Consider the following 23,907-nt stretch of genomic DNA (forward strand, 5'->3'; position numbering starts at 1 on the left):
TGATCCTGCGGAAGCAGGAGCACATAGCTTTCCGATGTTAGTTCAGCAGTTCCACCGCCATCGCGGTCGCTTCGCCGCCGCCGATGCAGAGCGAGGCGAGGCCGCGCTTCTGGCCGTTGGTCTCGAGCGCTGAGAGCAAGGTGGCGAGGATGCGCGCGCCGCTGGCGCCGATCGGGTGACCGAGCGCGCAGGCGCCGCCGTTCACATTGATGACGTCGCGGGCGATGCCGAGCTCCTTCATCGCGATCATCGCGACGCAGGCGAACGCCTCGTTGACCTCGAACAGGTCGACATCGGCGGTGCTCCAGCCGGCCTTTTCCAGCGCCTTCTTCATCGCGAAGACCGGGGCGGTGGTGAAGCGCGCCGGGGCATGCGCATGGCCGGCATGCGCGACGATGCGGGCGACGGGGGTGAGGCCGAGTTTCTCGGCGACGCTCATCCGGGTCATCACCAGCGCGGCAGCACCGTCCGAGATCGACGAGGCGTTGGCGGCGGTGATCGTGCCATCCTTCGAGAAAGCGGGCTTGAGCGTCGGGATCTTGGCGGGATCGGCCTTGGCGGGCTGCTCGTCGGCGCTGATCACGGTCACGCCCTTGCGGCCCTTGACCTCGACAGGGACGATCTCGCGATCGAACGCGCCCGACTGCTGTGCCTTTTGCGCGCGCTCGAGCGATTCGATGGCGAATGCGTCCTGTGCGGCACGGGTGAACTGATATTCCTGCGCCACCTCCTCGGCGAAATTGCCCATCAGCTTGCCGGGCTCGTATGCATCCTCGAGCCCGTCGAGATACATATGATCCATCAGCCGATCATGGCCGATCCGGGCGCCGCCGCGGTGCCGGAGCGACAGATAGGGCGAGTTGGTCATGCTCTCCATGCCGCCGGCGATGAGCAGGTCGACCGAGCCGGCGGCGAGCGCATCGGCGGCCATGATCGCGGCCTGCATGCCCGATCCGCACATCTTGTTCACCGTGGTGGCCTCGATATGGTTGGGCAGGCCCGCCTTGAGCGCCGCCTGGCGCGCAGGCGCTTGGCCGAGGCCCGCGGGGAGGACGCAGCCCATATAGATGCGCTCGATCGCATCGCCGTGGAGCCCGGCGCGCTGGACCGCGGCGCCGACGGCGGCTGCGCCCAGTTCGGTGGCGGGCGCGTCGGTCAGGACACCCTGGAAGCTGCCCATCGGCGTGCGGGCATAGGAGGCGATGACGACATCGTCGGCGGACATAAGCGATCCTCTCGATTGTTGTGCGCGATCTAGTGCGCCGGGGCTCTGTTTGCAAAAGCCGCGTCGCCCCTCCAAGGAAAGTGCGAAATGATCCTGATCGACATCCTCAAATGGTCCGCGTCGATCAGCGGGATCATCGCGTGCCTGATGGTCTCGCTCGATCTGGGACGGCGGATCATTGGATGGGGATTCGTGCTGTTCGTCGGGTCGAGCATCTGCTGGATCACTGGCGCGCTGATGACCAAGGACGAGCCGCTCTGGACGCAGAACATGGTGCTGTTCGGGATCAACTGCTTTGGCGTCTATCGCTACCTGATCCGCAAGCGAAAGCCGCGCGATGACGATTGAGGTCTGGGGCTGGCCGCTATTGCTGGGGGTGTTGGGGCTGGTCTTCGGCAGCTTCATCGCGACGCTGGCGATCCGCTGGCCGCAGGAACGATCCGTCTCGCAGGGCCGATCGGAATGCGATTCGTGTGGGAAGGCGTTGACGGCGCGCGAGCTGGTGCCGGTGCTGAGCTATGTGCTTCAGCGCGGAAGGTGCCGGGGATGCGGGGCGGTGATCCGGCCGAGCCATCTCGTTACCGAATTGCTCGGCATGGTGATCGGCGTGGGTGCGGGGCTGGTGGCGCCGGGGCTCGAGGGGGCCGCCGGCGCAGTGTTCGGTTGGTTGCTGCTCGCATTGGCAGCTCTCGACCTGGCGGCGTTCTGGCTGCCGAACCTGCTGACGGGCACATTGGCGCTCGCGGGGTTCGCAGTCGGCCTGCTCACCGATTTCCCGCCCGGGTTGAACGACCGGCTGCTGGGCTGGGCGCTGGGCTTTGGCGGGCTGTGGCTGGTCGCGACGCTCTATCGCGCGGTGCGGAAGAGGCATGGCCTCGGCGGCGGCGATCCCAAGATGCTGGGCGCGATCGGGCTATGGCTGGGCTGGAACATGCTGCCGATCGTGTTGCTGGTGGCGTGCCTGACAGGGCTGGCCGTGGTGGCGGCGCTGCTGTTGGCCGGGCGCCGCGTGGATGCAGCGACGCGCCTACCGTTCGGCGTGTTGCTGGCGATAGGCGGATTCGCGGTCTGGCTGGTGATTGCGACTACCCCCTCCTATCCGGCGGGAACCGTGATAACATTGGTGTCAGTATCGCAATAAAATGAGAGGAACCGGGGTGCGCGACATTCTCGAACGCCAGCGTGCCGCCTTCATGGCCGAGCTTCCGGTATCGATCGATGTGCGCAAGGACCGCCTCAAGCGCGCGATCGCGATGATCGCCGAGAATGCGGACCGCTTCTGCGACGCGCTGAGCGAGGATTTCGGGCATCGCAGCCGCGAGCAATCGATGATCACCGACATCGCCGCCTCGGTGGGGCCGCTTCGCCATGCGCTCAAGCATGTCGAACGCTGGTCGCGGGCGGAACGCAAGCCGACGATGTTCCCGCTCGGGCTGCTGGGGGCCAGGGCCTGGATCGAATATCAGCCCAAGGGCGTGGTGGGCGTGATCGCGCCGTGGAATTTCCCGGTGAACCTGGTGATGGGGCCGCTTGCCGGCGTGCTCGCGGCGGGCAACCGGGCGATGGTAAAGACCAGCGAATATACGCCGGTGGTGGCGGCTTTGTTCGAGGAACTGAGCGCGAAGTATTTCGCGCCCGAGGAGCTGGCGTTCGTCAGCGGCGGGCCGGAGGTGGGCAAGGCATTCTCCGAACTGCCGTTCGACCATCTGCTCTTCACCGGCGCGACGGGGATCGGGCGGCACATCCTCCACGCGGCGGCGGACAATCTGGTGCCGGTGACGCTCGAGCTGGGCGGCAAGTCGCCGGTGCTGGTCGGGCGATCGGCGGACATCGCGCGGACCACCGAGCGGGTGGTGATGGGCAAGATGATGAACGCCGGACAGATCTGCCTCGCGCCCGATTACATGCTGGTGCCCGAGGAAAGGGAGGAGGACGTGGTTGCCGGGCTGACCGCTGCGGCGACGCGCATGTATCCCACCCTGCTCGACAATCCCGACTACACCGCGATCATCAACGACCGGCACCATGCCCGGCTGACCGAATGGATCGACGACGCCCGCGCCAAAGGGGGTGACGTGATCGCGGTCAATCCGGCGAACGAGGATTTCGGCGCGTCCAATTCCCGGAAAATGCCGCTCCACATCGTCCGCAACCCGACCGACGACATGAAGGTGATGCAGGAGGAGATCTTCGGCCCGATCCTGCCGGTGCGCAGCTATCGTGACGTGGACGCGGCGATCGGCGAGGTCAATCGGCGCGACCGGCCGCTGGCGCTCTATCATTTCGGCAGCGATGCCGGCGAGCGGCGGCGGGTGATGGACCGGACGATATCGGGCGGGGTGACGCTGAACGATGTGATCTTCCATGTCAGCCAGGAAGAATTGCCGTTCGGCGGGGTCGGGCCGTCGGGGATGGGCGCCTATCACGGCGAAATCGGCTTCAAGACGTTCAGCCATGCGCGCGCGGTCTTCAAGCAATCGCGAATCGACGTGGCGAAGCTGGCGGGTATGAAACCGCCTTATGGCAAGGCGACCTGGGCGACGATTCGGCGCAGATGAAGGGTTGACGCTCGGCTTCGGGCAAAAAAAGAGGCCGCCCCGAAGGACGGCCTTTGGAAAGTTTTAGGAGAGGATGCCTGAAAGGCACGCTCTTTGTGCATCGCGGCGGCATTTGCTGCAAGTGCGAAATGTTACCGGTAGCATTGCAAAAAATGCAATCGTACAACGTTGTCACTTGCAGATCTGGTAGTTGGAGAGAGACTTGACCCCATGACTGCGCTGAAGCTCGACCAGTTTCTGCCCTATCGCCTGTCGATCGCGTCCAACGCGGTGTCGGACGCGGTGGCGACGGCCTATCGCACTTTGTTCGGGCTGCGCATTCCCGAATGGCGGCTGGTGGCGGTGCTGGCCGAGGGCGGGGCGATGAGCCAGCAGGCGCTGTGCGGGCGGACGCGGATGGACAAGGTGACCGTGAGCCGCGCGGCGATTGCGCTGGTCGATCGCGGGCTGGTGGAGCGAGCGAGCAATCCCGAGGACCAGCGCTCGCACCTGTTGACGCTGAGCAAGCAGGGCTGGGCGCTCTACGAGCAGATCGCGCCCCAGGCGATCGAGCTGGAGCGGTGCATCTTCGCCGGCTTCTCGCAGGAAGAGCGCGATCAGCTTGGTGCGATGCTCGAGCGGCTCGAAGCCGCGGCGGGTGCGCTCGACAGGGCTTGATCCCAGTCGTCCGGCTGCTCTAATCGCCCTGACGCCCTCCCCAGGCGATCGATCATCAGCCCAGGAGGAATCATGACCGCTTATACCGACCGCGCCGGGCTGAAGGTCGCCGAGTCGCTTGCACGCTTCGTCGAGGAGCGGGTGCTGCCCGGGCTGGGTATCGCGGCGGACGGATTCTGGACGGGGGCGGCGGACATCTTCGCCCGGTTCGCTCCGGAGAACCGCGCGCTGCTGGCGCGGCGCGACGAGTTCCAGGCCCTGATCGATGCGCGACTGGCGAGCGGCGAGGCGGCGGACGAGGCCTGGCTGCGCGGGATCGGTTACCTGGTGGACGAACCGGCGCCGTTCGCGATCGGCACGGCGAATGTCGATGACGAGATCGCGCGGATGGCTGGCCCGCAGCTGGTGGTGCCGGTGCTCAATGCGCGGTTCGTGCTCAACGCCGCCAATGCGCGCTGGGGGAGCCTGTACGACGCGCTGTACGGGACCGATGCGCTGCCCGGCAGCGCGAAGCCGGGCGGCTATGATGCCGAGCGCGGTGCGGCGGTGATCGCGCGGGCCAAGGCGTTCCTCGATTCGGCGGTGCCGCTGGAGGGCATGTTCTGGGCGGACTTCACCTCCGGAGACCTGCCGCTTTCCGATCCCGGCCAGTTCGTCGGCCATCGCGGCGAATCCATGCTGTTCCGCCATCATGGGCTGCACATCGAAGTGGTGATCGACCGTGCGCATCAGATCGGCCGGAACGATCCGGCGGGGATCGCCGATGTGGTGTTGGAATCGGCGCTGAGCACGATTGTCGACCTCGAGGATTCGATTGCCGCGGTCGATGCCGAGGACAAGGTCGCCGCCTATGCCAATTGGCTGGGGCTGATGCAGGGCGACCTGGAGGAGAGCTTCGACAAGGGCGGCAAGCGGTTGACGCGGCGGCTGGAGGGGGACCGGAGCTTCGCGGTACCACTCGGTTCCGACCTGATTTTGCACGGCCGCGCGCTGCTATTGATTCGCAATGTCGGGCATTTGATGACCAATCCGGCGGTGCTGCTGGCGGACGGGCAGAAGGCGCCCGAGGGCGTGCTCGACGCGATCGTGACCAGCCTGATCGCGCTCTACGACCTGCGCGGGCTGGGCAAGTATCGCAACAGCCGGGCTGGGTCGGTCTATATCGTCAAGCCCAAGATGCACGGGCCCGACGAGGCCGCATTTGCCAATCGGCTGTTCGACGCGGTCGAGGACCTGCTGGGCGTCGAGCGCAACACGATCAAGATCGGCATGATGGACGAGGAGCGGCGGACCTCGGCCAATCTCGCGGCGTGCATCTACCAGGTGAAGGACCGTATCTTCTTCATCAACACCGGCTTCCTCGATCGCACCGGTGACGAGATCCACACCAGCATGCGCGCCGGGCCGATGGTGCCCAAGGGCGAGATGAAATCGTCGCGCTGGCTCTCGGCCTATGAGGCGCGCAACGTCCGTATCGGGCTCGATTGCGGTTTCTCGGGCAAGGCGCAGATCGGCAAGGGCATGTGGGCGGCGCCTGACCGCATGGCGGACATGATCGAGCAGAAGGTCAACCATCCGCTGAGCGGGGCGAACACCGCCTGGGTGCCGAGCCCGACCGCGGCGACCTTGCATGCGCTGCACTATCACCAGGTCGACGTGTTCAAGCGCCAAGGCGATATCGCGCCCGGCACGCCGGTGGTCGCCGACCTGCTGACGGTGCCGGTCTCCAAGGGACGCAATTGGAGCGCGGAGGAGATCGCGCGCGAACTCGACAATAATGCCCAGGGCATATTGGGTTATGTCGTGCGCTGGATCGACCAGGGCGTGGGCTGCTCGAAGGTGCCCGACATCCATGACGTCGGTCTGATGGAGGACCGCGCGACCTTGCGGATCTCGTCGCAGCATTTGGCCAACTGGCTGCTCCACGGCGTGGCGAGCGCCGAGGAGATCGATGCGGCGCTCAAGCGGATGGCGGCGAAGGTGGACGCGCAGAATGCGGGCGATCCGCTCTATCGGCCGATGGCGGGCAACGAGGCGAGCAGCCTGGCCTTCCAGGCGGCACGGGCGCTGGTGTTCGAGGGGCTGACCCAGCCCAATGGTTATACCGAACCCCTGCTGCATCGCTTCAGGGCCCGGGCCAAGGCGCTTAGTCGCTGATTTCGCTGGAAGATCATCGACAGGGGGAGCCAAAGCCGATTTTGGTTGTTACGCATGCGTGAGGGCCGGATGTATCGCGGCTCCCGGAGGAGTAGCGTGCGGATAGGGGTAAGGGGGGTCTGGATTGTCGCAATGGCGGGCGCTGCTGCCCTGCCGGGGCTGGCGCATGCCCAGATTTCCGACCCCAAGACCGGCCAGGGTGCCCCGGTGCCCGCGCTTCCCGATCCCGTGCCCCGGGTTTCCACGCAGGAAGAGCCGATCGTTCCAGATGCCGAATTCGAGGCGGCGCTGCCCAAGCTGAGCGACGATATCAACGCGCCGCTGGAGCCGATAAAGGATTTCCAGGCGCAGGAGCCTGCGAAGGCGGCACCCACGCCTGCGCCTGGCCCGTCGACGCCGCCGACCGTGCCGACCGTCACGCAGGAGATCGAGAGCTTCGCGCCGGCCGCAGCCGAGTCCCCCGAATTCGCGGAGCCGCTCCAGCCGCTGTCGGCATTCAAGGTCGAGCCCGCCAGTGCCGACGACACCAGCAACGAGAAGACGCCGACGATCCGCTATACCACCGTGATCGAGGGGCTGGACAAGGTGCGGCTCGACGATCGCTTCCGCGCGCTCTCGGCACTGGAGAATGGCGACGGCAAGGCGGTGAACGCAGCGATGGTGTCGGCGCGCGCGCGCGAGGACGAGAAGCTGGCGGTGCGGCTGATGCAGTCGCTCGGCTATTATGACGGTACCGCTGTTTCGACGATCGAGCAGAACCCGAAGAATTCGGGCAATCTCCGCGCGACGGTCGCCGCCTCGCCTGGGTCGATCTACCGGCTCGGGACGATCACGATCGTCAGCGGCCCGACCGTGCCGCCCGGGCTGCTCGACCGCGAGCTGAACCTCAACCCGGGCGACCCCATCCAGGCCGACCGCGTGCAGGGCGCCGAGGCCAATGTGAGCCTCAGGCTGCCGCAGCAAGGTTACCCCTTCACCGAGCTCGGCGAGCGCGACATATTGCTCGATGAGGAAACCCATATCGGCGATTATACGCTGCCGGTGACGCTGGGTCCGCGCGCGAGCTTCGGCAAGATCGTCACCGAGGGGCGGCGCAAGGCATTCGGCGCCGACCATATCGAGCTGCTCAAGCGCTATAAGCCCGGGCAAATCTACGACAGTCGCGCAGTGGACGATCTGCGCGAGGCGCTGATCGCAACCAGCCTGTTCTCGACCATCTCGGTGGAGCCGCAAAAGACCGGGCAGCCGGGCCCGGACGGGACCGAGGTCGTCGACCTGCTCGTCAAGCAGGCTGCCGGGCGGCCGCGGACGATCGCCGCCGAGCTTGGCTACAGCACCGGCCAAGGGATAAGGCTGGAGGGCAGCTGGACGCACCGCAACCTGTTCCCACCCGAAGGCGCGCTGATCGCCAGCGGCGTTCTGGGCACGCAGGAACAGGGCGTGACGGGGACGTTCCGCCGATCCAATGCCGGGCTGCGCGATCGCACCTTCCAGCTCCAGGCGGGGGTCAACCACAAGACCTACAACGCGTTCAAATCCTATACCGGATCGATCTCCGCGCGCATGTCGCGCGATTCGACGCCGATCTGGCAGAAGCGCTGGACCTATTATTACGGGCTGGAGCTGCTCGGCACGAACGAGGACCGCTACAACTTCAATCTCGGCCAGCGCGACCGCGGCACCTGGCTGATCGCGGCGTTGCCGATGTATGGCGGCTATGACAGCACCGACAATCTGCTGAACCCGACCAAGGGTTTCCGGATAAAGGCCAATATCAGCCCGGAGACGTCGGTGCGCGTCTCGGCGCGGCCCTATGAGCGGTTCATGCTGGAGGGCACCGCTTACTATCCGGTGTCGGGCAATATCGTGATTGCCGGCCGCGCGCGGGCGGGATCGATCGCGGGGATCGCGCGCAATGACCTGCCGCCGTCGCGGCGTTATTATGCCGGCGGCGGCGGCTCGGTGCGCGGTTTCGGCTATCAGGAGCTCGGGCCCCGCTCGCCCGACGGCAGGCCGGTGGGCGGGCGCGCGTTCAACGAATTCGCGATCGAGGCGCGCTATCGTTTCGGCAATTTCGGGATCGTGCCGTTCGTCGATGCGGGGCAGGTCTATGAGGGCATCTATCCTACCGCGCAGGATCTCCGCTTCGGCGCGGGCATCGGCGGACGGCTCTACACCAATTTCGGGCCGATCCGCGTCGACGTGGCGACGCCGATCGCGCGCAAGCCCGGCGAATCCAAGATCGCGCTCTACATCTCGATCGGGCAGGCCTTCTGATGGCCGGCCAGCCCCCCGAGATCGAGACGCCGCCCGAGCCGGTGGAGCGGGTGATCGTACGGCCGCCGCTCTGGCAACGGCTGATCAAATGGGTGGTCATCGCCATGGTTGCGGTGGCGGCGCTGCTGGGGCTGGCGATCGTCGGGCTCAACACCGATCCCGGGCGCCGCTTCGTGGCGCAGAAGATCAGCAATCTGACGCTCTCCTCCGGGCTCAATATCCGCGTCGGCCGGATCGAGGGATCGATCTACGGCGCGATGGTGCTGCACGACGTGCAGGTGCGCGACATCAAGGGCGTGTTCGCCACCTCGCCCGAGATCGCGCTCGACTGGCGACCGTTCAGCTATCTCCGAAATCGGATCGACATCCGCAACCTGGCGAGCCCCGAGGTTCGGCTGATGCGGCTGCCGGCGCTCAAGCCTTCGGGCGATCCCAATGCGCCGATCCTGCCTAACATCAATCTCGACATCGCCCAGCTGACCGTGACGCGGATCGACATCGATCCGGCGGTCGACGGCCGGCGGCATATCGGGCGACTGAGCGGCAGCGCGCATCTCTCCGACGGGCGGGCGCGGATCATGGCGGATGCCGCCACGATCGTTGCGCCGGGCGTGGCGGGTGGCGACCGGCTGCGACTCAAGCTCGACGCGGTGCCTGACCGCGACAAGCTCGACATCGACATGGTGCTCGACGCTCCGGCCAAGGGGCTGGTGGCGGGGCTCACCGGCGTGGACGCGCCCTTGACGCTGACTGTCGGCGGCCGGGGCAATTGGAAGAACTGGCAGGGCAGGGCGCAGGGGACGCTGGGCGGCAAGGAACTCGCCAATCTGACCATCCTTGCCCAGGACGGGCGCTTCCAGCTGCGCGGGCCGACGCATCCCGGGCTCTACATGAAGGGGCCGGTCGAGCGGCTCGCGGCGCCGCAGCTCGACGTGGCGCTGGACGCGAAATGGACCGACCGCAAGGCGGAAGGGACGCTTAAGCTGCGCTCCAAGGCGCTGTCTGTGGAGAGCACGGGGTCGATCAACCTGGGCAACAACAGTTTCGGCAATCTGCGCGTCGACGCGCTGCTTCTTACGCCGGGCGCGATCGCGCCGAACCTGCGCGGGCGATCGGTCCGCGCGGCGCTGGTGCTCAATGGGCCGTTCAATTCGCCGGTGGTGGACTATAAGCTCCAGGCGGCGGCGCTCGGTTTCGGCGAGACGGTGGCCGAGCAGGTCTATGCCGAGGGCCGGGCACGGGTGGACGCGGACCATATTCTCGTGCCGGTGCGCGCGAAGGCTGCGCGCGTATCGGGGCTGAACGCCGCGGTGGGCGGGCTGGTGAACAACCTGACGCTGAACGGCGACCTCGCCATTTCGGGCAGCCAGATCCTTTCGGACAATCTCAGGATCAAGTCTGATCGCATCGACGCGACGGCGATCATCGCGGCCGACGTTGCCAGGGGGCGGTACACCGGCGCGCTCAAGGGTCGCGTGAACAATTATGTGATCAACGGCGTCGGCGTGGTCGATCTCCGGACCGACGCGCAACTCTATGCTGCCCCGGGTGGCGGCTGGGGGATCAAGGGGACGATTGCGGGCGAGAGCCGCAAGATCTTCAGCGACGGCGCGCGCCAGTTCCTGGGCGGCAACGCGGTGGCATCGGCGCGGCTGGTGCTCGATCCGCGCGGGATCGTGGCGGTAACCGACCTCAGGATGAAGGCGCCGGAATTCCGGATCACCCGCGGCTCGGGGCGCTACGATCCGGCGGGGCCGATCCTGATCGACGCCGAGGGCGTTTCCACCAAGTACGGGCCGCTGACGGCGCACGTGACCGGGACACTCAATGCGCCGCAGGTGCTGCTGCGCGCGCCCAAGCCCGGGCTGGGCGTCGGGCTGGTCGATCTCGAAGCGAAGATACGCGGGCAGGGCAATTCCTACGCCGTGGAGGCGACCGGCGGGACCGATTATGGGCCGTTCAGCGCCAACGTGCTGGTGAAGACCGGCAATGTTCTGGCGCTCGACATCCAGAGCGGTCGGTTCGCGGGCATGGATGTCACCGGACAGCTTCAGCAGACCGCGGCAGGCCCCTTTGCCGGGCGGCTGAGCTTCCAGGGATCGGGCGTGACCGGCAGCGCCGAGCTCGCGGCGCAAGGTGACGTCCAGCGTGCCGATGTGAAGGCGAGCGCGATCAATGCCGTGATCCCGGGCAATGCCGGGCTGACGATCGGACGGGCGCTGGCGACCGCGAGCATCGTCATGACCGATACGCCGCAGATCGTCGCCGACGTCCAGATCGCGAACCTGCGCAGCGGCCGTTTCGTGCTCAAGACCGCGCGGGCGAAGATCGACTATCAAGGCGGCAGCGGCACCGCCCAGGCGGTCGCCACGGGCTCGACCGGCGTGCCGTTCCAGATCGCTGCCAACGCCAAGCTCTCGCCCGAGCAGTGGCTGGTCGCGCTGAAGGGGCAGGGGAGCGGGATCAACTTCCAGACGGTGAACCCGGCGCGGATCGCGATACGGGGCAAGACCTATCAGTTGCTCCCGACCCAGGTCGATTTCGACCAGGGAAGCGCGCGGATCGCCGGCAGCTATGGCGACGGCACGGTGCTGCAGGTGCGGCTCGACAAGCTCGACCTGGCGGTGATCAACGGCTTCGTGCCGGATATCGGCGTGGGCGGAAACGCTTCGGGCAGCTTGGATTTCGCGCAGGCGAGCCCCAGCGCCTTCCCCAGCGCCGATGCGCGGCTGGAGATCACCGATTTCACGCGATCGAGCCTGGCGACCGTCTCGACCCCGGTGAACATCAGTTTCGTCGGCAAGCTGCTGCCCGATGGCGGAGACATGCGCGCGCTGATCAAGCGCGGCGGATCGACGATCGGACGGATGGTGGCGACGCTCCGGCCGCTGGGGCCGGGGGCCGGGAGCTGGACCGAGCGGCTGTCCGCGGCGCCGCTTTCGGGCGGTATCCGCTACAACGGACCCGCCGCTCTGCCCTTCTCGCTGGCCGGCCTCTCGAACCAGCAGCTCGCCGGGCCGATCGGCATCGCCGCCGACTTCGCGGGACAGGTGCGCGCGCCGGTGCTGACCGGAGTCGTGCGCGGCGAGAACCTCACCTATGACAACGAGACCTATGGCACGCGGCTGACCAAGCTCAAGATCGACGGGCACTTCTCGAACGACGAGTTCGTCCTCGACCAGGCGAGCGCGACGGCGGGCGACGGAACGGTGACCGCGACGGGCCGGGTGGGCCTGTCGGCCGAGAACGACTTCCCGATGCTGATCAACGCGACCTTCGCCAATGCCCGGCTGGCGCGCAGCGAGTCGCTGGGGGCGACGGCGACGGGCAAGATCACCATCACCAAGACCCCCGACGTGCAGAAGATCGAGGGCCAGCTGACGATTCCCAAGGCGAACTACGAGATCATTCGTCAGGGCGCCGCCGAGGTGCCCGAATTGACCGGCGTGCGCCGCAAGAGCGAGATGGCGGCGAATGGCGAGCCGCAGGTCAAGCCGCACCGAGCGTTCAGCAATTTCGACCTCGACCTCAGGATCCGCGCCGACAACCAGCTCTTCGTGTCGGGCATGGGGCTCGAATCCGAATGGAGCGCGCGCGTCAATGTCGGCGGCACCACCACGAAGCCGGATATCCGCGGGACCATGGAAATCGTGCGCGGCACTTACAGCTTTGCCAGCCGCCGCTTCGAGATCAGCCGCGGCTTCATCCGCTTCCAGGGATCGACGCTGGCCAATCCCAGCATCGACATCTCGGCCAACACCACCGCCGAGGGCGTCACCGCGATCCTCAACATCGGCGGCACCGCGCTGCTGCCGCAGATCGCCTTCACCTCCTCGCCCAGCCTGCCGCAGGAGGAGGTGTTGTCGCGGCTGTTCTTCGGGACCAACGTGACCAACCTGTCGGCGACCGAGGCGATCCAGCTCGCCGCGGCGCTCAACTCGCTCCGCGCATCGGGCGGCGGGCTCAACCCGCTCGGCCAGCTAAAGTCCGCCACGGGCATCGACCGCCTGCGCATCCTGGGCGCCGACGACACTACCGGGCGCGGCACCTCGCTGGCGGCGGGCAAGTACATCACCAACGACATCTATGTGGAGATCATCACCGATGCGCGCGGCTTCACGGCAACGCAGCTCGAGATATCGCTGGGCCGGGCGCTGAGCCTCCTCTCCCAGACCGGGTCGTTCGGCGGGTCGAGCGTGAGCCTGCGCTATTCGAAGGACTATTAGACGCTGGCCGCGCTATTTACAGTGTTGTAAGCATGGCCGGGGAGAGGCCGATGACAGAACATTTCGACGTAGTGGTGGTGGGTGCCGGCATATCCGGCGTGGGCGCGGGCCATCACCTGCAGGCCAACAGCCCCGAGCGCAGCTATGTGATCCTGGAGGGGCGCGAGCGACTGGGGGGAACCTGGGACCTGTTCCGCTATCCCGGCATCCGATCCGACTCGGACATGTTCACTTTGGGCTTCTCGTTCCGGCCCTGGACCGAGGCCAAGGCGATCGCCGACGGCCCGGCGATCCTCAACTATCTGGACGAGACCGCGCGCGAGTTCAGGATCGACAAGCACATCCGCTACCGCCACCGGGTGAAGAGCGCATCCTGGTCGAGCGCCGACGCGCTGTGGACGGTGACAGCGGAGCAGGACGGCGAGGAGCGTGTCTTCACCTGCGGCTTCCTGTTCATGTGCACCGGCTATTATAATTACACGCGAGGCTATTCGCCCGAATTCGCCGGCGCCGAGGACTTCCAGGGACGGATCGTCCACCCGCAATTCTGGACGCCGGATATCGACTATAAGGGCAAGCGCGTCGTCGTGATCGGCAGCGGGGCGACCGCGGTGACGCTGGTTCCCGAGATCGCCCGCGAAGCGGCCAGCGTGACGATGCTGCAGCGCTCGCCGACCTATATCGTCGCGCGGCCTTCGGAAGACGGGATCGCCAACTGGCTGCGGCGCAAGCTCCCGTCCAAGACCGCCTATGCGATCACACGCTGGAAGAACGTGCTGCTTCAGCAATATTTCTTCCGCGCTGCGCGCAAATATCCGGAAAAAGCCAAGGAAAAGATCATCGAGATGGTCCGTGGCGAGCTGGGCCCGGACTATGACGTCGGCACCCATTTCACGCCGAGCTATAATCCCTGGGACCAGCGCCTATGCCTGGTGCCGGACGCCGATCTGTTCGCGGTGATCCGCGAGGGCAAGGCGGATGTGGTGACCGATACGATCGCCCATTTCACGCCGACCGGGATCAAGCTGAATTCCGGCCGGGAGCTGGAAGCAGATCTGGTGGTGACCGCGACCGGGCTCGAGATCCAACTGGTGAGCGACATTCCGTTCAGCGTGGACGGGCGCCCGGTCGAGTGGAAGCAGCATTTCAGCTACAAGGGCATGATGTTCTCCGACGTGCCGAACATGGCGATGTCGTTCGGCTATACCAACGCGTCCTGGACGCTGAAGGCGGACCTGACCGCCAACTATGTGACGCGGCTCCTGAACGCGATGCGGAAGCGCGGGATGCGCCAGGTGACGCCGCGGGTGGGCGCGCCGATCGAGGAGGCGCCGTTCCTCGACTTCACCTCGGGCTATGTCCAGCGGGCGATGGAGAAATTCCCGCGCCGCGGCACGCGCGCGCCATGGCGGGTCGACCAGAGCTATACGCGCGACCTGATGGCGCTCAAATATGGCGGGCTGGACCAGGAGATGGAGTTCTCCAATCCGGTGCCGGCGGGGCGCAAGGCGGCCTAGGACGATCGGGGAGCGGACCGGATCTCCGCGCTTGCTTCCTGCATCGCCGGGTCCATGATGCCTTTCGGGGGCGTTAGTGGAGTATTGTCATGCTTCGTCTTTCCGTCGCCTTTGCAGCCGCCGCACTTCTCATCAATCCGGCCGCTGCATCACCCTGCAAGGACGCCAAGGGCAAATTCGTGAAGTGCCCGACCGCCGCGCACGCGTCAGGCGTTACCAAGCTCGCAAACGGCCGTTGCCAGGTGGCTTCGGGTCCGAAGAAAGGGCAGTTCACCAAATGCCCGTGAGGACCGGCTTTCGATAATCCGTGGCTTGACGCGGCGGGTCTGTGCAGGCCTGTCGCGCCGGGCTAGCTGATCAGCGCCTGGGCGGCCGCGACGCCGGTCTTGTAGGCGCCGTGCGCGGTCGAGAATTCGGCTTCGGACACCGCCTCGCCCGCGAAGCGGATGCGTTCGTCGATCGGCGTGGCGAGCTTCTTGCGCTCCGCCGCGCGGCCGGGAAGGGCGTGGCTGTAGCCGCCGAGGATATAGTCGGTGCGGCCCCAGGCCGATCCGGCGATCAGACGCAACCGCTTGCGCCACTGGCTACCGAGCAGGCCGCAAAGCTCCTCGATCGCGAAATCGGCGGCGCCGTCCAGCCCGCGCGCTTCCATCTCGCGCGCGCCTTCACCGCCGAACAGGCATTCGACGACCGGCCGGCCGAACGGCCGCAGCGTATAGGCGGCAGTGATCGCGTTGCGGGGATCGCCCAACAGATGCGCGTCCGCATCGATGTCCTCCCCGCCGTCGAGGGCGAGGAAGAGCTTGTCGGCGACGCCGAGCGGGAGGCAGACGGCGGCGTGATAGATGTCGTCCATGCCACGCATCGCGATGGCGTCGCTGGCGAGGACATTGGTGGAAACGGTGACGATCGCCTGGCCGGCGGTGATCGTGCCGTGCGGGGTCTCGATGCGGAGGTGCTTGTTCGATCGGTCGATCGCCGTGACCGGCGTGGCAAGCGCGACCGGCAATCCGGCGGCGTGGCGCGAGATCAGCGCGCCATAGCCCTGTTCGCAACGCCAATCGGTCTCGGTGGCGGCATCCTCATAAGCGAGATAATCGGCAACCGAGACTTCGCTGTTGCCGCAGCTGTTGATGAAGCCGCTGAGCGCTTCGAGATAGGCGTTCCATTCGCCATCCGGATCGAGCGCGTGCGACGCGCGGTCGTTGGCGGGCGGGCTCGTGCGCATGCGCTGGTCGAATGCGATATAGGCGTTGCGCGCGGCCTGCTGCTCCGCCTTGGAGAAGCCGAGTTCGTGCCATTGCTCGCGCCAGCGGGGCAGGGTGCGGTCGACCGTGAAGCCGCTCTTCTCGGCGATCTCGACCCAGGGATTGTGCTGGGCGGAATGGAGCCAGCCCGCGCCCATGTCGAGCGGCATGCCCGAGACATGGAGGGTGCAGGCGCGGCCGCCGAGGCGGTCGCTCGCCTCGACCAGCAGTGCCTTCTTGCCGGCATCCGCCAAAGTGCGCATGGCCGCGACGCCTGCCGCGCCGCCGCCGATGACGACGATGTCCCACTCGCTCATGCGGCGCCCAACGCGCGTCAGGCCGAACGGCTCCGTAACAAAGCCGATCTGAGGCATCCGCAGACCAGTTCGCCGCGTTGATTGTGCATCTGGTGGCGCCAGGTGACGATGCCCTGGCCGGGGCGCGACTTGCTCGGGCGCAGCTCGATCACCTCGCTGGAGGCGCGCAGCGTGTCGCCGATAAAGACCGGCTTGGGCATGACGAGCTTGTCATAGCCGAGATTGGCGACAAGCGTGCCGGCGGTGGTGTCGCCCACGGTGATGCCGACCATCAGGCTGAACGTGAAGGTGCCGTTGACGAGGATTTGGCCGAACTCGGACGCGCGGGCGGCCTCCGCGTCGATGTGCAGTGGCTGGGTGTTGTGGGTGAGGGTGGAGAAGAGGAGATTGTCGGTCTCCGTCACGGTGCGGCGCAGATCATGCTCGATCCGGTCGCCTACCTGCCATTCCTCGTAGAATCTGCCCGCCATTCGCTTCGCCTCTCTTCGTCATGCTGAACTTGTTTCAGCATCCACCGCGCCACAAGCGATGCCGCCTGCGGAAGGGTGGACCCTGAAACGAGTTCAGGGTGACGGGTTGGTTTGTTCGTTGCGTTCCACCTTCACCAGCAGCATGCCTTCGCTGACCTGCGCGCCGGCTTCGGCGTTAAGCTCGGCGACGGTGCCGTCGAACGGGGCGGTGAGGCTGTGCTCCATCTTCATCGCCTCCAGCGTGACGAGGCGCTGGCCCTTCGCGACGGTGGCGCCGGGGGTGATATCGACAGCGGTGACGCGGCCGGGCATGGGGGAGAGGATAGCGCCGTCGGCGGCGGTACCTCCCTCAGCGCCAGCAACATCCCGACCACGTGGCACGCCAAGTCGATATGTCTTGCCGGCGTAAGTGAGCCAAACGGCATCTTCGCCATGCCAGCGGACCACATCCTGACGTGTCTCTCGCGAAGTTGATGCGACGCGCGTTTGTCTGCCGTCGCTGAGCCAAACCTTGCTTTGACTTGGCGCGTTGAGACGGAAGCCGGTCAGCGCGTCCTCGCAATCCTCTTGCGATGCCTGGAGCCGCAAATATGCAGCGGCGTCTTCCCACGCAAAATCAGGCGTCGTTTCAGGTAGCTCGAAATCGGGAAGATGTTGCTCAATGAATGAGGTCGTGACGTCACCGGCCAGGAAACCGTCACGGCTGAGGCAAAAGGAGAGGAACGGTGCGTTGATCTTGATGGGCCAAGCTTCGGCAGCATCGAGCGTTCGTTCGAGCGTGCTTATCGCCTCCTCGCGCTCAGGTGCCCACGCTATCAGCTTGGCAATCATCGGATCGTAGAAGGGGGTCACTACGTCGCCTGGTTCGAAGCCGGCATCGATCCGCACTTGACCGTGACCATCAAGGCCAAAAAGCTCAAGCTTGCCCGTGGAAGGCAGAAAATTGGTCGGATCCTCCGCATAGAGCCGGGCCTCCATTGCCCAGCCGTTGATCGCGAGTTCGTCCTGCCGGAGGGGCAACGGCTCCCCGCTCGCCACGCGAAGCTGCCACTCGACCAGGTCCTGCCCGGTGATCTCCTCGGTCACCGGATGCTCGACCTGCAGCCGCGTGTTCATTTCCATGAACCAGATGCGGTCGGCGCGGAGGCCCTCGCTGGCGTCGGCGATGAACTCGATCGTGCCGGCGCCGACATAGTCGACCGCCTTTGCTGCGCGCACCGCGGCGGCGCAGATCGCCTCACGGGTTGGCTCGTCCATGCCCGGCGCGGGGGCCTCCTCGATCACCTTCTGGTGGCGGCGCTGGAGCGAGCAGTCGCGCTCGAACAGGTGGACGACATTGCCGTGCGTGTCGCCGAACACCTGCACTTCGATGTGGCGCGGCGAGAGGATGTATTTCTCGATCAGCACGCGATCGTCGCCGAACGACGAGGCTGCCTCGCGTTTGCAGGACTGCAGCATTTCGGGGAATTGCTGCGCAGCATCGACACGCCGCATGCCCTTGCCGCCGCCGCCCGCCACCGCCTTGATCAGCACCGGATAGCCGATCGCATCGGCTTCGGCCTGGAGGCGTTCTGGCGACTGGTCCTCACCGAGATAGCCGGGGGTGACGGGGACTCCGGCGGCGATCATCCGCGCCTTTGCCGCATCCTTCAGGCCCATCGCGCGAATGCTGTCAGAGTTGGGTCCGACCCATACCAGCCCGGCGTCGATCACAGCCTGAGCGAAGTCGGCATTCTCCGAAAGGAAGCCATAGCCGGGGTGGATTGCTGCGGCGCCGGTCGATTTTGCTGCAGCGATGATCTTGTCGCCGACCAGATAGGATTCGCGCGCCGGGGAGGGGCCGATATGCACTGCCTCGTCGGCCTGGCGGACGTGGAGCGCGTTGGCGTCTGCATCCGAATAGACCGCGACCGTGCGAATGCCCATCGCCCGCGCGGTGCGGATGATGCGGCAAGCGATCTCGCCGCGATTGGCGATGAGCAGGGATTCGATCACGGGTGGCGCTCCGGAAAGCCGTGGCGGGTATGGAGGGCGGCGAGCAGCGCTTCGATTTCGTTGGTGAAACCCCCGTCCCAGACGAGTGCGGGCAGATTCTGGTTCTCCTCGCCGATCATCGCGACGACCTGCGCGCGGGGGCGCGGCCAGGGCACGCGGACCACGTCGAGGTTCGCCGCGCGATCGGGGAACGTCGCGAGCAGGCCCTCGATCGTCATGCAGTCCTTGCAGTAGAAGACGCGCTCGCCGCCGAGCGCCGGATCGGCGAACTCGTGGTCGAGCAGGAAGAGCGTGTCTCGGCTCATTGGCACCCCGTCGTGCGCGAGCTCCAGGTCGCGTTGAGGATCTTCCAACCGCCGCTTGTGCGGACCAGGTCGAAATGATCCACGCCGCAATGATGGATCTTGCCGTCGATCAGGAAGGTGTAGGGCGCCCAGACCATTGCGATATCGCCGTCGATCTCGATCGCGGGATTGGTGATGCGCTCCTCATAGCGTTCGGGGCCGGGCTTCAGATTGGCGGCGAATTCGGTCCAGCTCAGCGAGCGGACGGTCTGGCTGCCGTCGGGCTTGGTGGCGACCCCGGTGGCGCGGCCTTCGGGGACCACGCTGGCGGCCACGGTGGTGCCGTCGCGCGCGGCCAGGCTGGCGAAGAGCGCGTTGATCGGGGTGATCACGGCGGCTTCTTCCGCGCCCGGAGGCGGGAGCGCGGTGCCCTTCTCGATGGGGGCGACCGGCGTCTTCTGGGCGAGCGCCGGGAGCGGGGCGAGGAGGGCGAGGGCGAGGAGAATAGGAAGACGCATGGCGGGTTCCTTATCATTCCTCCCCGAGCTAGTCTCGGGGAGGGGGACCGTCCGAAGGACGGTGGAGGGGCGCGCGAAGCGCGTGACGGAGCCAGCCACATGCTGAAAGGCACTGGGAAAGCGTATCGGCAATCGAAACGATTGCGCCGCGAGCTTACGCTTCCCGAAGTGCTTTTGTGGCAGCGGCTTCGCCGACATGCCACTGGGCATCATTGGCGCAACCAGCACCCGGCCGGGCCTTACTCGCTTGATTTCTATTGCGATGCCGCCAAGCTTTGCGTGGAAGTCGATGGCGAAGCGCATGAGCGGAGCGACCGTCCGGAGCGGGATGCGCGACGCGATGCCTGGCTGGCGGCGAACGGCATCATGACGCTGCGAATTCCCGCTGCGGAGGTTCTGAGGAATCTCGAGGGAGTGGTTCGATCGGTTAGCGAGCACGCGCGCAAGCGCGCGCCCCTCCACCATCCTTCGGATGGTCCCCCTCCCCCGTTGGGGGAGGAATTTTAGGCCATCTCCTACCATCACATCCGGAACACGCCGAACGCGGGTCGCTCCGGGATCGGGGCGTTGAGCGTCGCGGCGAAGGCGAGGCCGAGGACGTCGCGGGTCTGCGCCGGATCGATGATGCCGTCGTCCCACAGCCGCGCGGTGGCGTGCCAGGGATTGCCCTCGTCCTCGTAACGCTGGCGGATCGGCGCCTTGAAGGCCTCGGCCTCCTCGGGTGTCCATTTCTCAGCGTCGCGGTGGACTGTCGCCAGCACGCTCGCGGCCTGCTCGCCACCCATCACCGAGATGCGGCTGTTGGGCCAGGTGAACAGGAAGCGGGGCGAATAAGCGCGGCCGCACATGCCGTAATTGCCGGCGCCGAAGCTGCCGCCGATCAACACGGTGATCTTGGGCACGGTCGCGGTGGCGACCGCGGTCACGAGCTTGGCGCCGTGCTTGGCGATGCCTTCGGCCTCGTATTTGCCGCCGACCATGAAGCCCGAGATGTTCTGGAGGAACAGCAGTGGGATGCGGCGCTGGCAGGCGAGCTCGATGAAATGCGCGCCCTTCTGCGCGCTTTCCGAGAAGAGGATGCCGTTGTTGGCGATGATGCCGACGGGAATGCCCCAGATATGCGCGAAGCCGCAGACCAAGGACGTGCCGTAGAGCGCCTTGAACTCGTGGAACTCGCTGCCGTCGACCAGCCGGGCAATGACCTCGTGGACATCATAGGGCGCGCGGACGTCCTGTGGGACAATGCCGTAAAGGTCGTTCGCGTCATATTTGGGCGGGCGGGGGTCCAGCAGCTTGATGTCGGGGGTGGCGTCGGCAGGGAGGTGGCTGACGATGTCGCGGACGATGGTCAGCGCATGCTCGTCATTCTCGGCGAGGTGATCGACCACGCCGGACTTGCGCGCGTGGAGATCTCCGCCGCCGAGATCCTCGGCGGTGATGACCTCCCCGGTCGCGGCCTTCACCAGCGGGGGGCCGGCGAGGAAGATGGTGCCTTGATTGCGGACGATGATGCTCTCGTCGCTCATCGCGGGGACATAGGCGCCGCCCGCGGTGCAGCTTCCCATCACGCAGGCGATCTGCGGGATGCCCTTGGCGGACATGGTCGCTTGGTTGAAGAAGATGCGGCCGAAATGCTCGCGATCGGGGAAGACCTCGGCCTGGTGGGGCAGATTGGCGCCGCCCGAATCGACCAGATAGATGCAGGGCAGGCGGTTCTGCTCGGCGATCTCCTGGGCGCGGAGATGCTTCTTGACCGTCATGGGGTAATAGGTGCCGCCCTTCACCGTCGCGTCGTTGCAGACGATCATGACGGTGCGACCCGAGACGCGGCCGACGCCGGCGATCATGCCCGCGCCCGGGACCTCGCCCTCATACATGTCGCAGGCGACGAGCTGGCCGATCTCGAGGAAGGGCGCGCCGGGATCGAGCAGGCGCTCGACTCGGTCGCGGGGGAGGAGCTTGCCGCGCGAGGTGTGGCGCTCGCGGGAGGATTCGGAGCCACCGAGCGCGGCCCTGGCGACATCGGCGCGGAGCCGTTCGGCAAGCGCACGGTTGTGCGCGGCATTGGCACGGGCGCCCTCGCTATCGAGGGAAAACCTGCTGTCGAGCACCGGCCCGCTCATGGCGATGGGGCATCCTTCCTTACCTATTTTTGTCACCCATAAACGGTGCGGAGGCGCTTGGGAAGGCACTGGAATCGTCGCGCGCGGCGGTGTAGCCCTGTGGTCATACAGCAAATCAGAGAGAGGGTCGTTTCATGAAGCGTAGCACCATCCTGCTGGCCGCGTTGCTGGCGAGCACGGCCTGCACCCCCGGCGGCTCCAATGGCAACACGACCGCGGCGGTCGAGACCGGCACGGCGATCGGCGTGGACACCGCAGGCCTCGACAAGGCGGTGAAGCCCGGCGACGATTTCGAGGAATATGCCAATGGCGGATGGCGCGCGAAGACCGAGATTCCGGCCGACCGCGTCGTGACGGGCATGTTCCTCACCGTGTTCGAAAAAGCGGAGGCGAACAACAAGGCGATCATCGACGCGGCGATCAAAGCCGATGCCGCGACGGGCACCGACCAGCGCCGCATCGCCGACTGGTACAAGGCCTATACTGACACCGCCGCCATCGAGCAGCGTGGCCTGGCCCCGCTCAAGCCCGAGCTGGACGCGATCGCCGCGCTCAAGGACAGGAAAGCGCTGTCGGCGATGCTGGGCGGCAATGTCCGCGTCGATGTCGATCCGCTCAACTCCACGAATTTCCAGACCGAGAATCTGTTCGGCCTGTGGGTGAGCCAGGCGCTCGACAAGCCCGAAACGACCGTGCCCTATGTGCTGCAGGGCGGACTCGGTCTGGCCGACCGCGACTATTATCTCTCAACGACGCCGGAGATGGCCAAGGCGCGCGAGGGCTACAAGGCCTATCTGGTCAAGATCTTCACGCTTGCCGGCATGAGCGATCCCGCGGCCCGCGCCGCGCGAGTCTTCGATCTCGAGACCAAGATCGCCAAGGCGCATACCGACATCGTCGCCAGCCAGGACGTCCACAAGGCCGACAATCCCTGGACCAAGGCCGATTTCGCCAAGAAGGCGCCGGGAATCGACTGGGACGCCTTCTGGGCGGCCGCTGGCTTGGGCAACCAGAACGACTTCATCGTCTGGCACCCCGCAACCACGGTGGCGCTGGCCCAACTGGTCGCGAACGAGCCGATCGAGGCCTGGCAGGACTGGCTGGCCTTCCACCGCATCAACGAAGTGACCGGGTTGCTGCCGACAGCGTTCGACCAGGCGCGGTTCGACTTCTTCTCGAAGCAGCTGAACGGCCAACAGAAGCCGCGCCCGCGCGACAAGCGCGCCATCGCCAGCATCAACAACTGGCTCGGCGACGCGGTGGGCCAGCTCTATGTGAAGGACTATTTCCCGGCCTCGTCCAAGACCGACATCCAGAACATGGTGACGGGCATCAAGGCAGCGTTCGACAAGCGCGTTGCCGGGCTCACCTGGATGGCGCCGGCGACCAAGGCCGAGGCGCGCAAGAAAATCGAGACGATGCAGGTCGGCGTCGGCTATCCCGAAACCTGGCGCAATTATTCGAGCCTCGAGGTGAAGGCCGACGATCCGGTCGGCAATTACCGCCGCGCCGAGTTGTTCGAGACGAAGTACCAGCTCGCCAAGATCGGCAAGGCGCCGGACAAGGGCGAATGGTGGATGACGCCGCAGACCGTCAATGCGGTCAACCTGCCGCTGCAGAACGCGCTCAATTTCCCGGCGGCGATCCTGCAGGCGCCCTTTTACGATCCCAAGTCGGACGCCGCGGCGAACTATGGCTCGATCGGCGCGACGATCGGCCACGAGATCAGCCACAGCTTTGACAATACGGGATCGAGCTTCGACAGCGAGGGCAAGCTACGCAACTGGTGGACACCCGAGGATCTCAAGCATTTCCAGGAAGCTGGCGCGGCGCTCGCGGCGCAGTATAGCGGCTATGAGGTGCTGCCGGGACTGTTCCTCAACGGCAAGCAGGTGCTGGCCGAGAACATCGCCGATGTGGCGGGGCTGACCGCGGCCTATGAGGCCTATCATGCCTCGCTGGGCGGCAAGGAGGCACCGGTGATCGGCGGGCTGACCGGCGACCAGCGCTTCTTCCTGGCCTTCGCGCAGAGCTGGCGCGAGAAGCAGCGCGAGCTGGCGCTGCGCGCGGAAGTAGCGACCGACGCCCATGCACCGGGCCGCTGGCGCGCGCTGACGGTGCGCAACTTGGATGCCTGGTACGGCGCGTTCGGCGTGCAGCCGGGGCAGAAGCTGTATCTGGCGCCCGACAAGCGCGTGAAGGTGTGGTGAGGGTTTAAATCCTCCCCCAGCTTGCTGGGGGAGGGGGACCGCGACGCAAAGCGGCGGGGTGGAGGGGCGCCGCGAAGACGGCGGTGTCCCACCGCCGCCCCTCCACCATGCTTCGCATGGTCCCCC

At 66.3% G+C, this 23,907-nt stretch carries 18 protein-coding genes; 11 read left to right on the top strand and 7 right to left on the bottom strand.

What is annotated here, in order from left to right; all coding sequences use genetic code 11:
* Positions 1–37: 37 nt before the first annotated feature.
* Positions 38–1,225 carry an acetyl-CoA C-acyltransferase gene (locus IAG41_RS02705; protein WP_187727026.1) on the bottom strand — a complete coding sequence of 396 codons (1,188 nt, stop codon included), beginning with the start codon at positions 1,223–1,225 and terminating at the stop codon, positions 38–40.
* A gap of 87 nt (positions 1,226–1,312) precedes the next feature.
* On the opposite strand from IAG41_RS02705, the gene IAG41_RS02710 reads away from it, so the two are divergent.
* From IAG41_RS02710 to IAG41_RS02750, 9 genes are all read left to right on the top strand, one after another.
* A complete protein-coding gene (locus tag IAG41_RS02710) occupies positions 1,313–1,573 on the top strand; it encodes a hypothetical protein (RefSeq protein WP_187727027.1) in 261 nt (86 codons plus the stop codon).
* Complete coding sequence (locus IAG41_RS02715) at positions 1,563–2,366, top strand: prepilin peptidase (protein ID WP_187727028.1); 804 nt, start codon at positions 1,563–1,565, stop codon at positions 2,364–2,366. The genes IAG41_RS02710 and IAG41_RS02715 overlap by 11 nt, the downstream gene beginning before the upstream one ends.
* Position 2,367: 1 nt before the next feature.
* Entirely contained in the window at positions 2,368–3,783 is a 1,416-nt protein-coding gene (locus IAG41_RS02720; protein ID WP_187727029.1) for a coniferyl aldehyde dehydrogenase, read from the top strand.
* A gap of 210 nt (positions 3,784–3,993) precedes the next feature.
* Positions 3,994–4,440 (top strand): MarR family winged helix-turn-helix transcriptional regulator, encoded by a 447-nt coding sequence (locus IAG41_RS02725; RefSeq protein ID WP_187727030.1) that lies wholly within the window; start codon positions 3,994–3,996, stop codon positions 4,438–4,440.
* A gap of 72 nt (positions 4,441–4,512) precedes the next feature.
* The gene (locus tag IAG41_RS02730; RefSeq protein ID WP_187727031.1) at positions 4,513–6,597 is read left to right on the top strand and encodes a malate synthase G; all 2,085 of its coding nucleotides are present in this window, start codon (positions 4,513–4,515) and stop codon (positions 6,595–6,597) included.
* Positions 6,598–6,729: 132 nt separating this feature from the next.
* Positions 6,730–8,874: an autotransporter assembly complex protein TamA gene (locus IAG41_RS02735; protein WP_187727032.1), complete on the top strand. Its 2,145-nt coding sequence runs from the start codon at positions 6,730–6,732 to the stop codon at positions 8,872–8,874.
* Entirely contained in the window at positions 8,874–13,100 is a 4,227-nt protein-coding gene (locus tag IAG41_RS02740; RefSeq protein ID WP_187727033.1) for a translocation/assembly module TamB domain-containing protein, read from the top strand. Before IAG41_RS02735 ends, IAG41_RS02740 begins: the two co-directional genes overlap by 1 nt.
* A gap of 50 nt (positions 13,101–13,150) precedes the next feature.
* Positions 13,151–14,617: a flavin-containing monooxygenase gene (locus IAG41_RS02745; protein WP_187727034.1), complete on the top strand. Its 1,467-nt coding sequence runs from the start codon at positions 13,151–13,153 to the stop codon at positions 14,615–14,617.
* A gap of 89 nt (positions 14,618–14,706) precedes the next feature.
* Positions 14,707–14,904 carry a hypothetical protein gene (locus IAG41_RS02750; protein ID WP_187727035.1) on the top strand — a complete coding sequence of 66 codons (198 nt, stop codon included), beginning with the start codon at positions 14,707–14,709 and terminating at the stop codon, positions 14,902–14,904.
* Positions 14,905–14,966: 62 nt separating this feature from the next.
* Here IAG41_RS02750 and IAG41_RS02755 read toward each other — a convergent pair whose 3' ends face one another.
* From IAG41_RS02755 to IAG41_RS02775, 5 genes are all read right to left on the bottom strand, one after another.
* On the bottom strand, positions 14,967–16,181 hold the full coding sequence (locus IAG41_RS02755) for a flavin monoamine oxidase family protein (RefSeq protein WP_187727036.1): 1,215 nt from the start codon (positions 16,179–16,181) through the stop codon (positions 14,967–14,969).
* 17 nt (positions 16,182–16,198) lie between these two features.
* Positions 16,199–16,651 (bottom strand): MaoC family dehydratase, encoded by a 453-nt coding sequence (locus tag IAG41_RS02760; protein ID WP_187727037.1) that lies wholly within the window; start codon positions 16,649–16,651, stop codon positions 16,199–16,201.
* A gap of 93 nt (positions 16,652–16,744) precedes the next feature.
* Positions 16,745–18,646 carry an acetyl/propionyl/methylcrotonyl-CoA carboxylase subunit alpha gene (locus IAG41_RS02765; protein ID WP_187727038.1) on the bottom strand — a complete coding sequence of 634 codons (1,902 nt, stop codon included), beginning with the start codon at positions 18,644–18,646 and terminating at the stop codon, positions 16,745–16,747.
* Positions 18,643–18,951 (bottom strand): DUF3088 family protein, encoded by a 309-nt coding sequence (locus IAG41_RS02770; protein ID WP_187727039.1) that lies wholly within the window; start codon positions 18,949–18,951, stop codon positions 18,643–18,645. The genes IAG41_RS02765 and IAG41_RS02770 overlap by 4 nt, the downstream gene beginning before the upstream one ends.
* Positions 18,948–19,448, bottom strand: a complete 501-nt coding sequence (locus IAG41_RS02775) for a nuclear transport factor 2 family protein (RefSeq protein ID WP_187727040.1) — start codon at positions 19,446–19,448, stop codon at positions 18,948–18,950. The genes IAG41_RS02770 and IAG41_RS02775 overlap by 4 nt, the downstream gene beginning before the upstream one ends.
* A 99-nt stretch (positions 19,449–19,547) precedes the next feature.
* On the opposite strand from IAG41_RS02775, the gene IAG41_RS02780 reads away from it, so the two are divergent.
* Entirely contained in the window at positions 19,548–19,955 is a 408-nt protein-coding gene (locus IAG41_RS02780) for an endonuclease domain-containing protein (RefSeq protein WP_187727041.1), read from the top strand.
* Between the two features lie 14 nt (positions 19,956–19,969).
* Here the strand turns inward: IAG41_RS02780 and IAG41_RS02785 are convergent, their stop codons facing one another.
* Positions 19,970–21,571: a carboxyl transferase domain-containing protein gene (locus tag IAG41_RS02785; RefSeq protein WP_187727042.1), complete on the bottom strand. Its 1,602-nt coding sequence runs from the start codon at positions 21,569–21,571 to the stop codon at positions 19,970–19,972.
* A 134-nt stretch (positions 21,572–21,705) separates the two neighbouring features.
* On the opposite strand from IAG41_RS02785, the gene IAG41_RS02790 reads away from it, so the two are divergent.
* Entirely contained in the window at positions 21,706–23,781 is a 2,076-nt protein-coding gene (locus IAG41_RS02790; RefSeq protein WP_187727043.1) for a M13 family metallopeptidase, read from the top strand.
* The last annotated feature ends 126 nt before the right edge of the window (positions 23,782–23,907 follow it).

Source organism: Sphingomonas sp. JC676 (genome assembly GCF_014489075.1).
Taxonomy (GTDB): Bacteria; Pseudomonadota; Alphaproteobacteria; order Sphingomonadales; family Sphingomonadaceae; genus Sphingomonas.

Coding starts and splice junctions, on each gene's coding strand:
- IAG41_RS02705 (WP_187727026.1), bottom strand. CDS start 1,225: ATGTCCGCCGACGATGTCGTCATCGCCTCCTATGCCCGCACGCCGATG.
- IAG41_RS02710 (WP_187727027.1), top strand. CDS start 1,313: ATGATCCTGATCGACATCCTCAAATGGTCCGCGTCGATCAGCGGGATC.
- IAG41_RS02715 (WP_187727028.1), top strand. CDS start 1,563: ATGACGATTGAGGTCTGGGGCTGGCCGCTATTGCTGGGGGTGTTGGGG.
- IAG41_RS02720 (WP_187727029.1), top strand. CDS start 2,368: ATGAGAGGAACCGGGGTGCGCGACATTCTCGAACGCCAGCGTGCCGCC.
- IAG41_RS02725 (WP_187727030.1), top strand. CDS start 3,994: ATGACTGCGCTGAAGCTCGACCAGTTTCTGCCCTATCGCCTGTCGATC.
- IAG41_RS02730 (WP_187727031.1), top strand. CDS start 4,513: ATGACCGCTTATACCGACCGCGCCGGGCTGAAGGTCGCCGAGTCGCTT.
- IAG41_RS02735 (WP_187727032.1), top strand. CDS start 6,730: ATGGCGGGCGCTGCTGCCCTGCCGGGGCTGGCGCATGCCCAGATTTCC.
- IAG41_RS02740 (WP_187727033.1), top strand. CDS start 8,874: ATGGCCGGCCAGCCCCCCGAGATCGAGACGCCGCCCGAGCCGGTGGAG.
- IAG41_RS02745 (WP_187727034.1), top strand. CDS start 13,151: ATGACAGAACATTTCGACGTAGTGGTGGTGGGTGCCGGCATATCCGGC.
- IAG41_RS02750 (WP_187727035.1), top strand. CDS start 14,707: ATGCTTCGTCTTTCCGTCGCCTTTGCAGCCGCCGCACTTCTCATCAAT.
- IAG41_RS02755 (WP_187727036.1), bottom strand. CDS start 16,181: ATGAGCGAGTGGGACATCGTCGTCATCGGCGGCGGCGCGGCAGGCGTC.
- IAG41_RS02760 (WP_187727037.1), bottom strand. CDS start 16,651: ATGGCGGGCAGATTCTACGAGGAATGGCAGGTAGGCGACCGGATCGAG.
- IAG41_RS02770 (WP_187727039.1), bottom strand. CDS start 18,951: ATGAGCCGAGACACGCTCTTCCTGCTCGACCACGAGTTCGCCGATCCG.
- IAG41_RS02775 (WP_187727040.1), bottom strand. CDS start 19,448: ATGCGTCTTCCTATTCTCCTCGCCCTCGCCCTCCTCGCCCCGCTCCCG.
- IAG41_RS02780 (WP_187727041.1), top strand. CDS start 19,548: ATGCTGAAAGGCACTGGGAAAGCGTATCGGCAATCGAAACGATTGCGC.
- IAG41_RS02785 (WP_187727042.1), bottom strand. CDS start 21,571: ATGAGCGGGCCGGTGCTCGACAGCAGGTTTTCCCTCGATAGCGAGGGC.
- IAG41_RS02790 (WP_187727043.1), top strand. CDS start 21,706: ATGAAGCGTAGCACCATCCTGCTGGCCGCGTTGCTGGCGAGCACGGCC.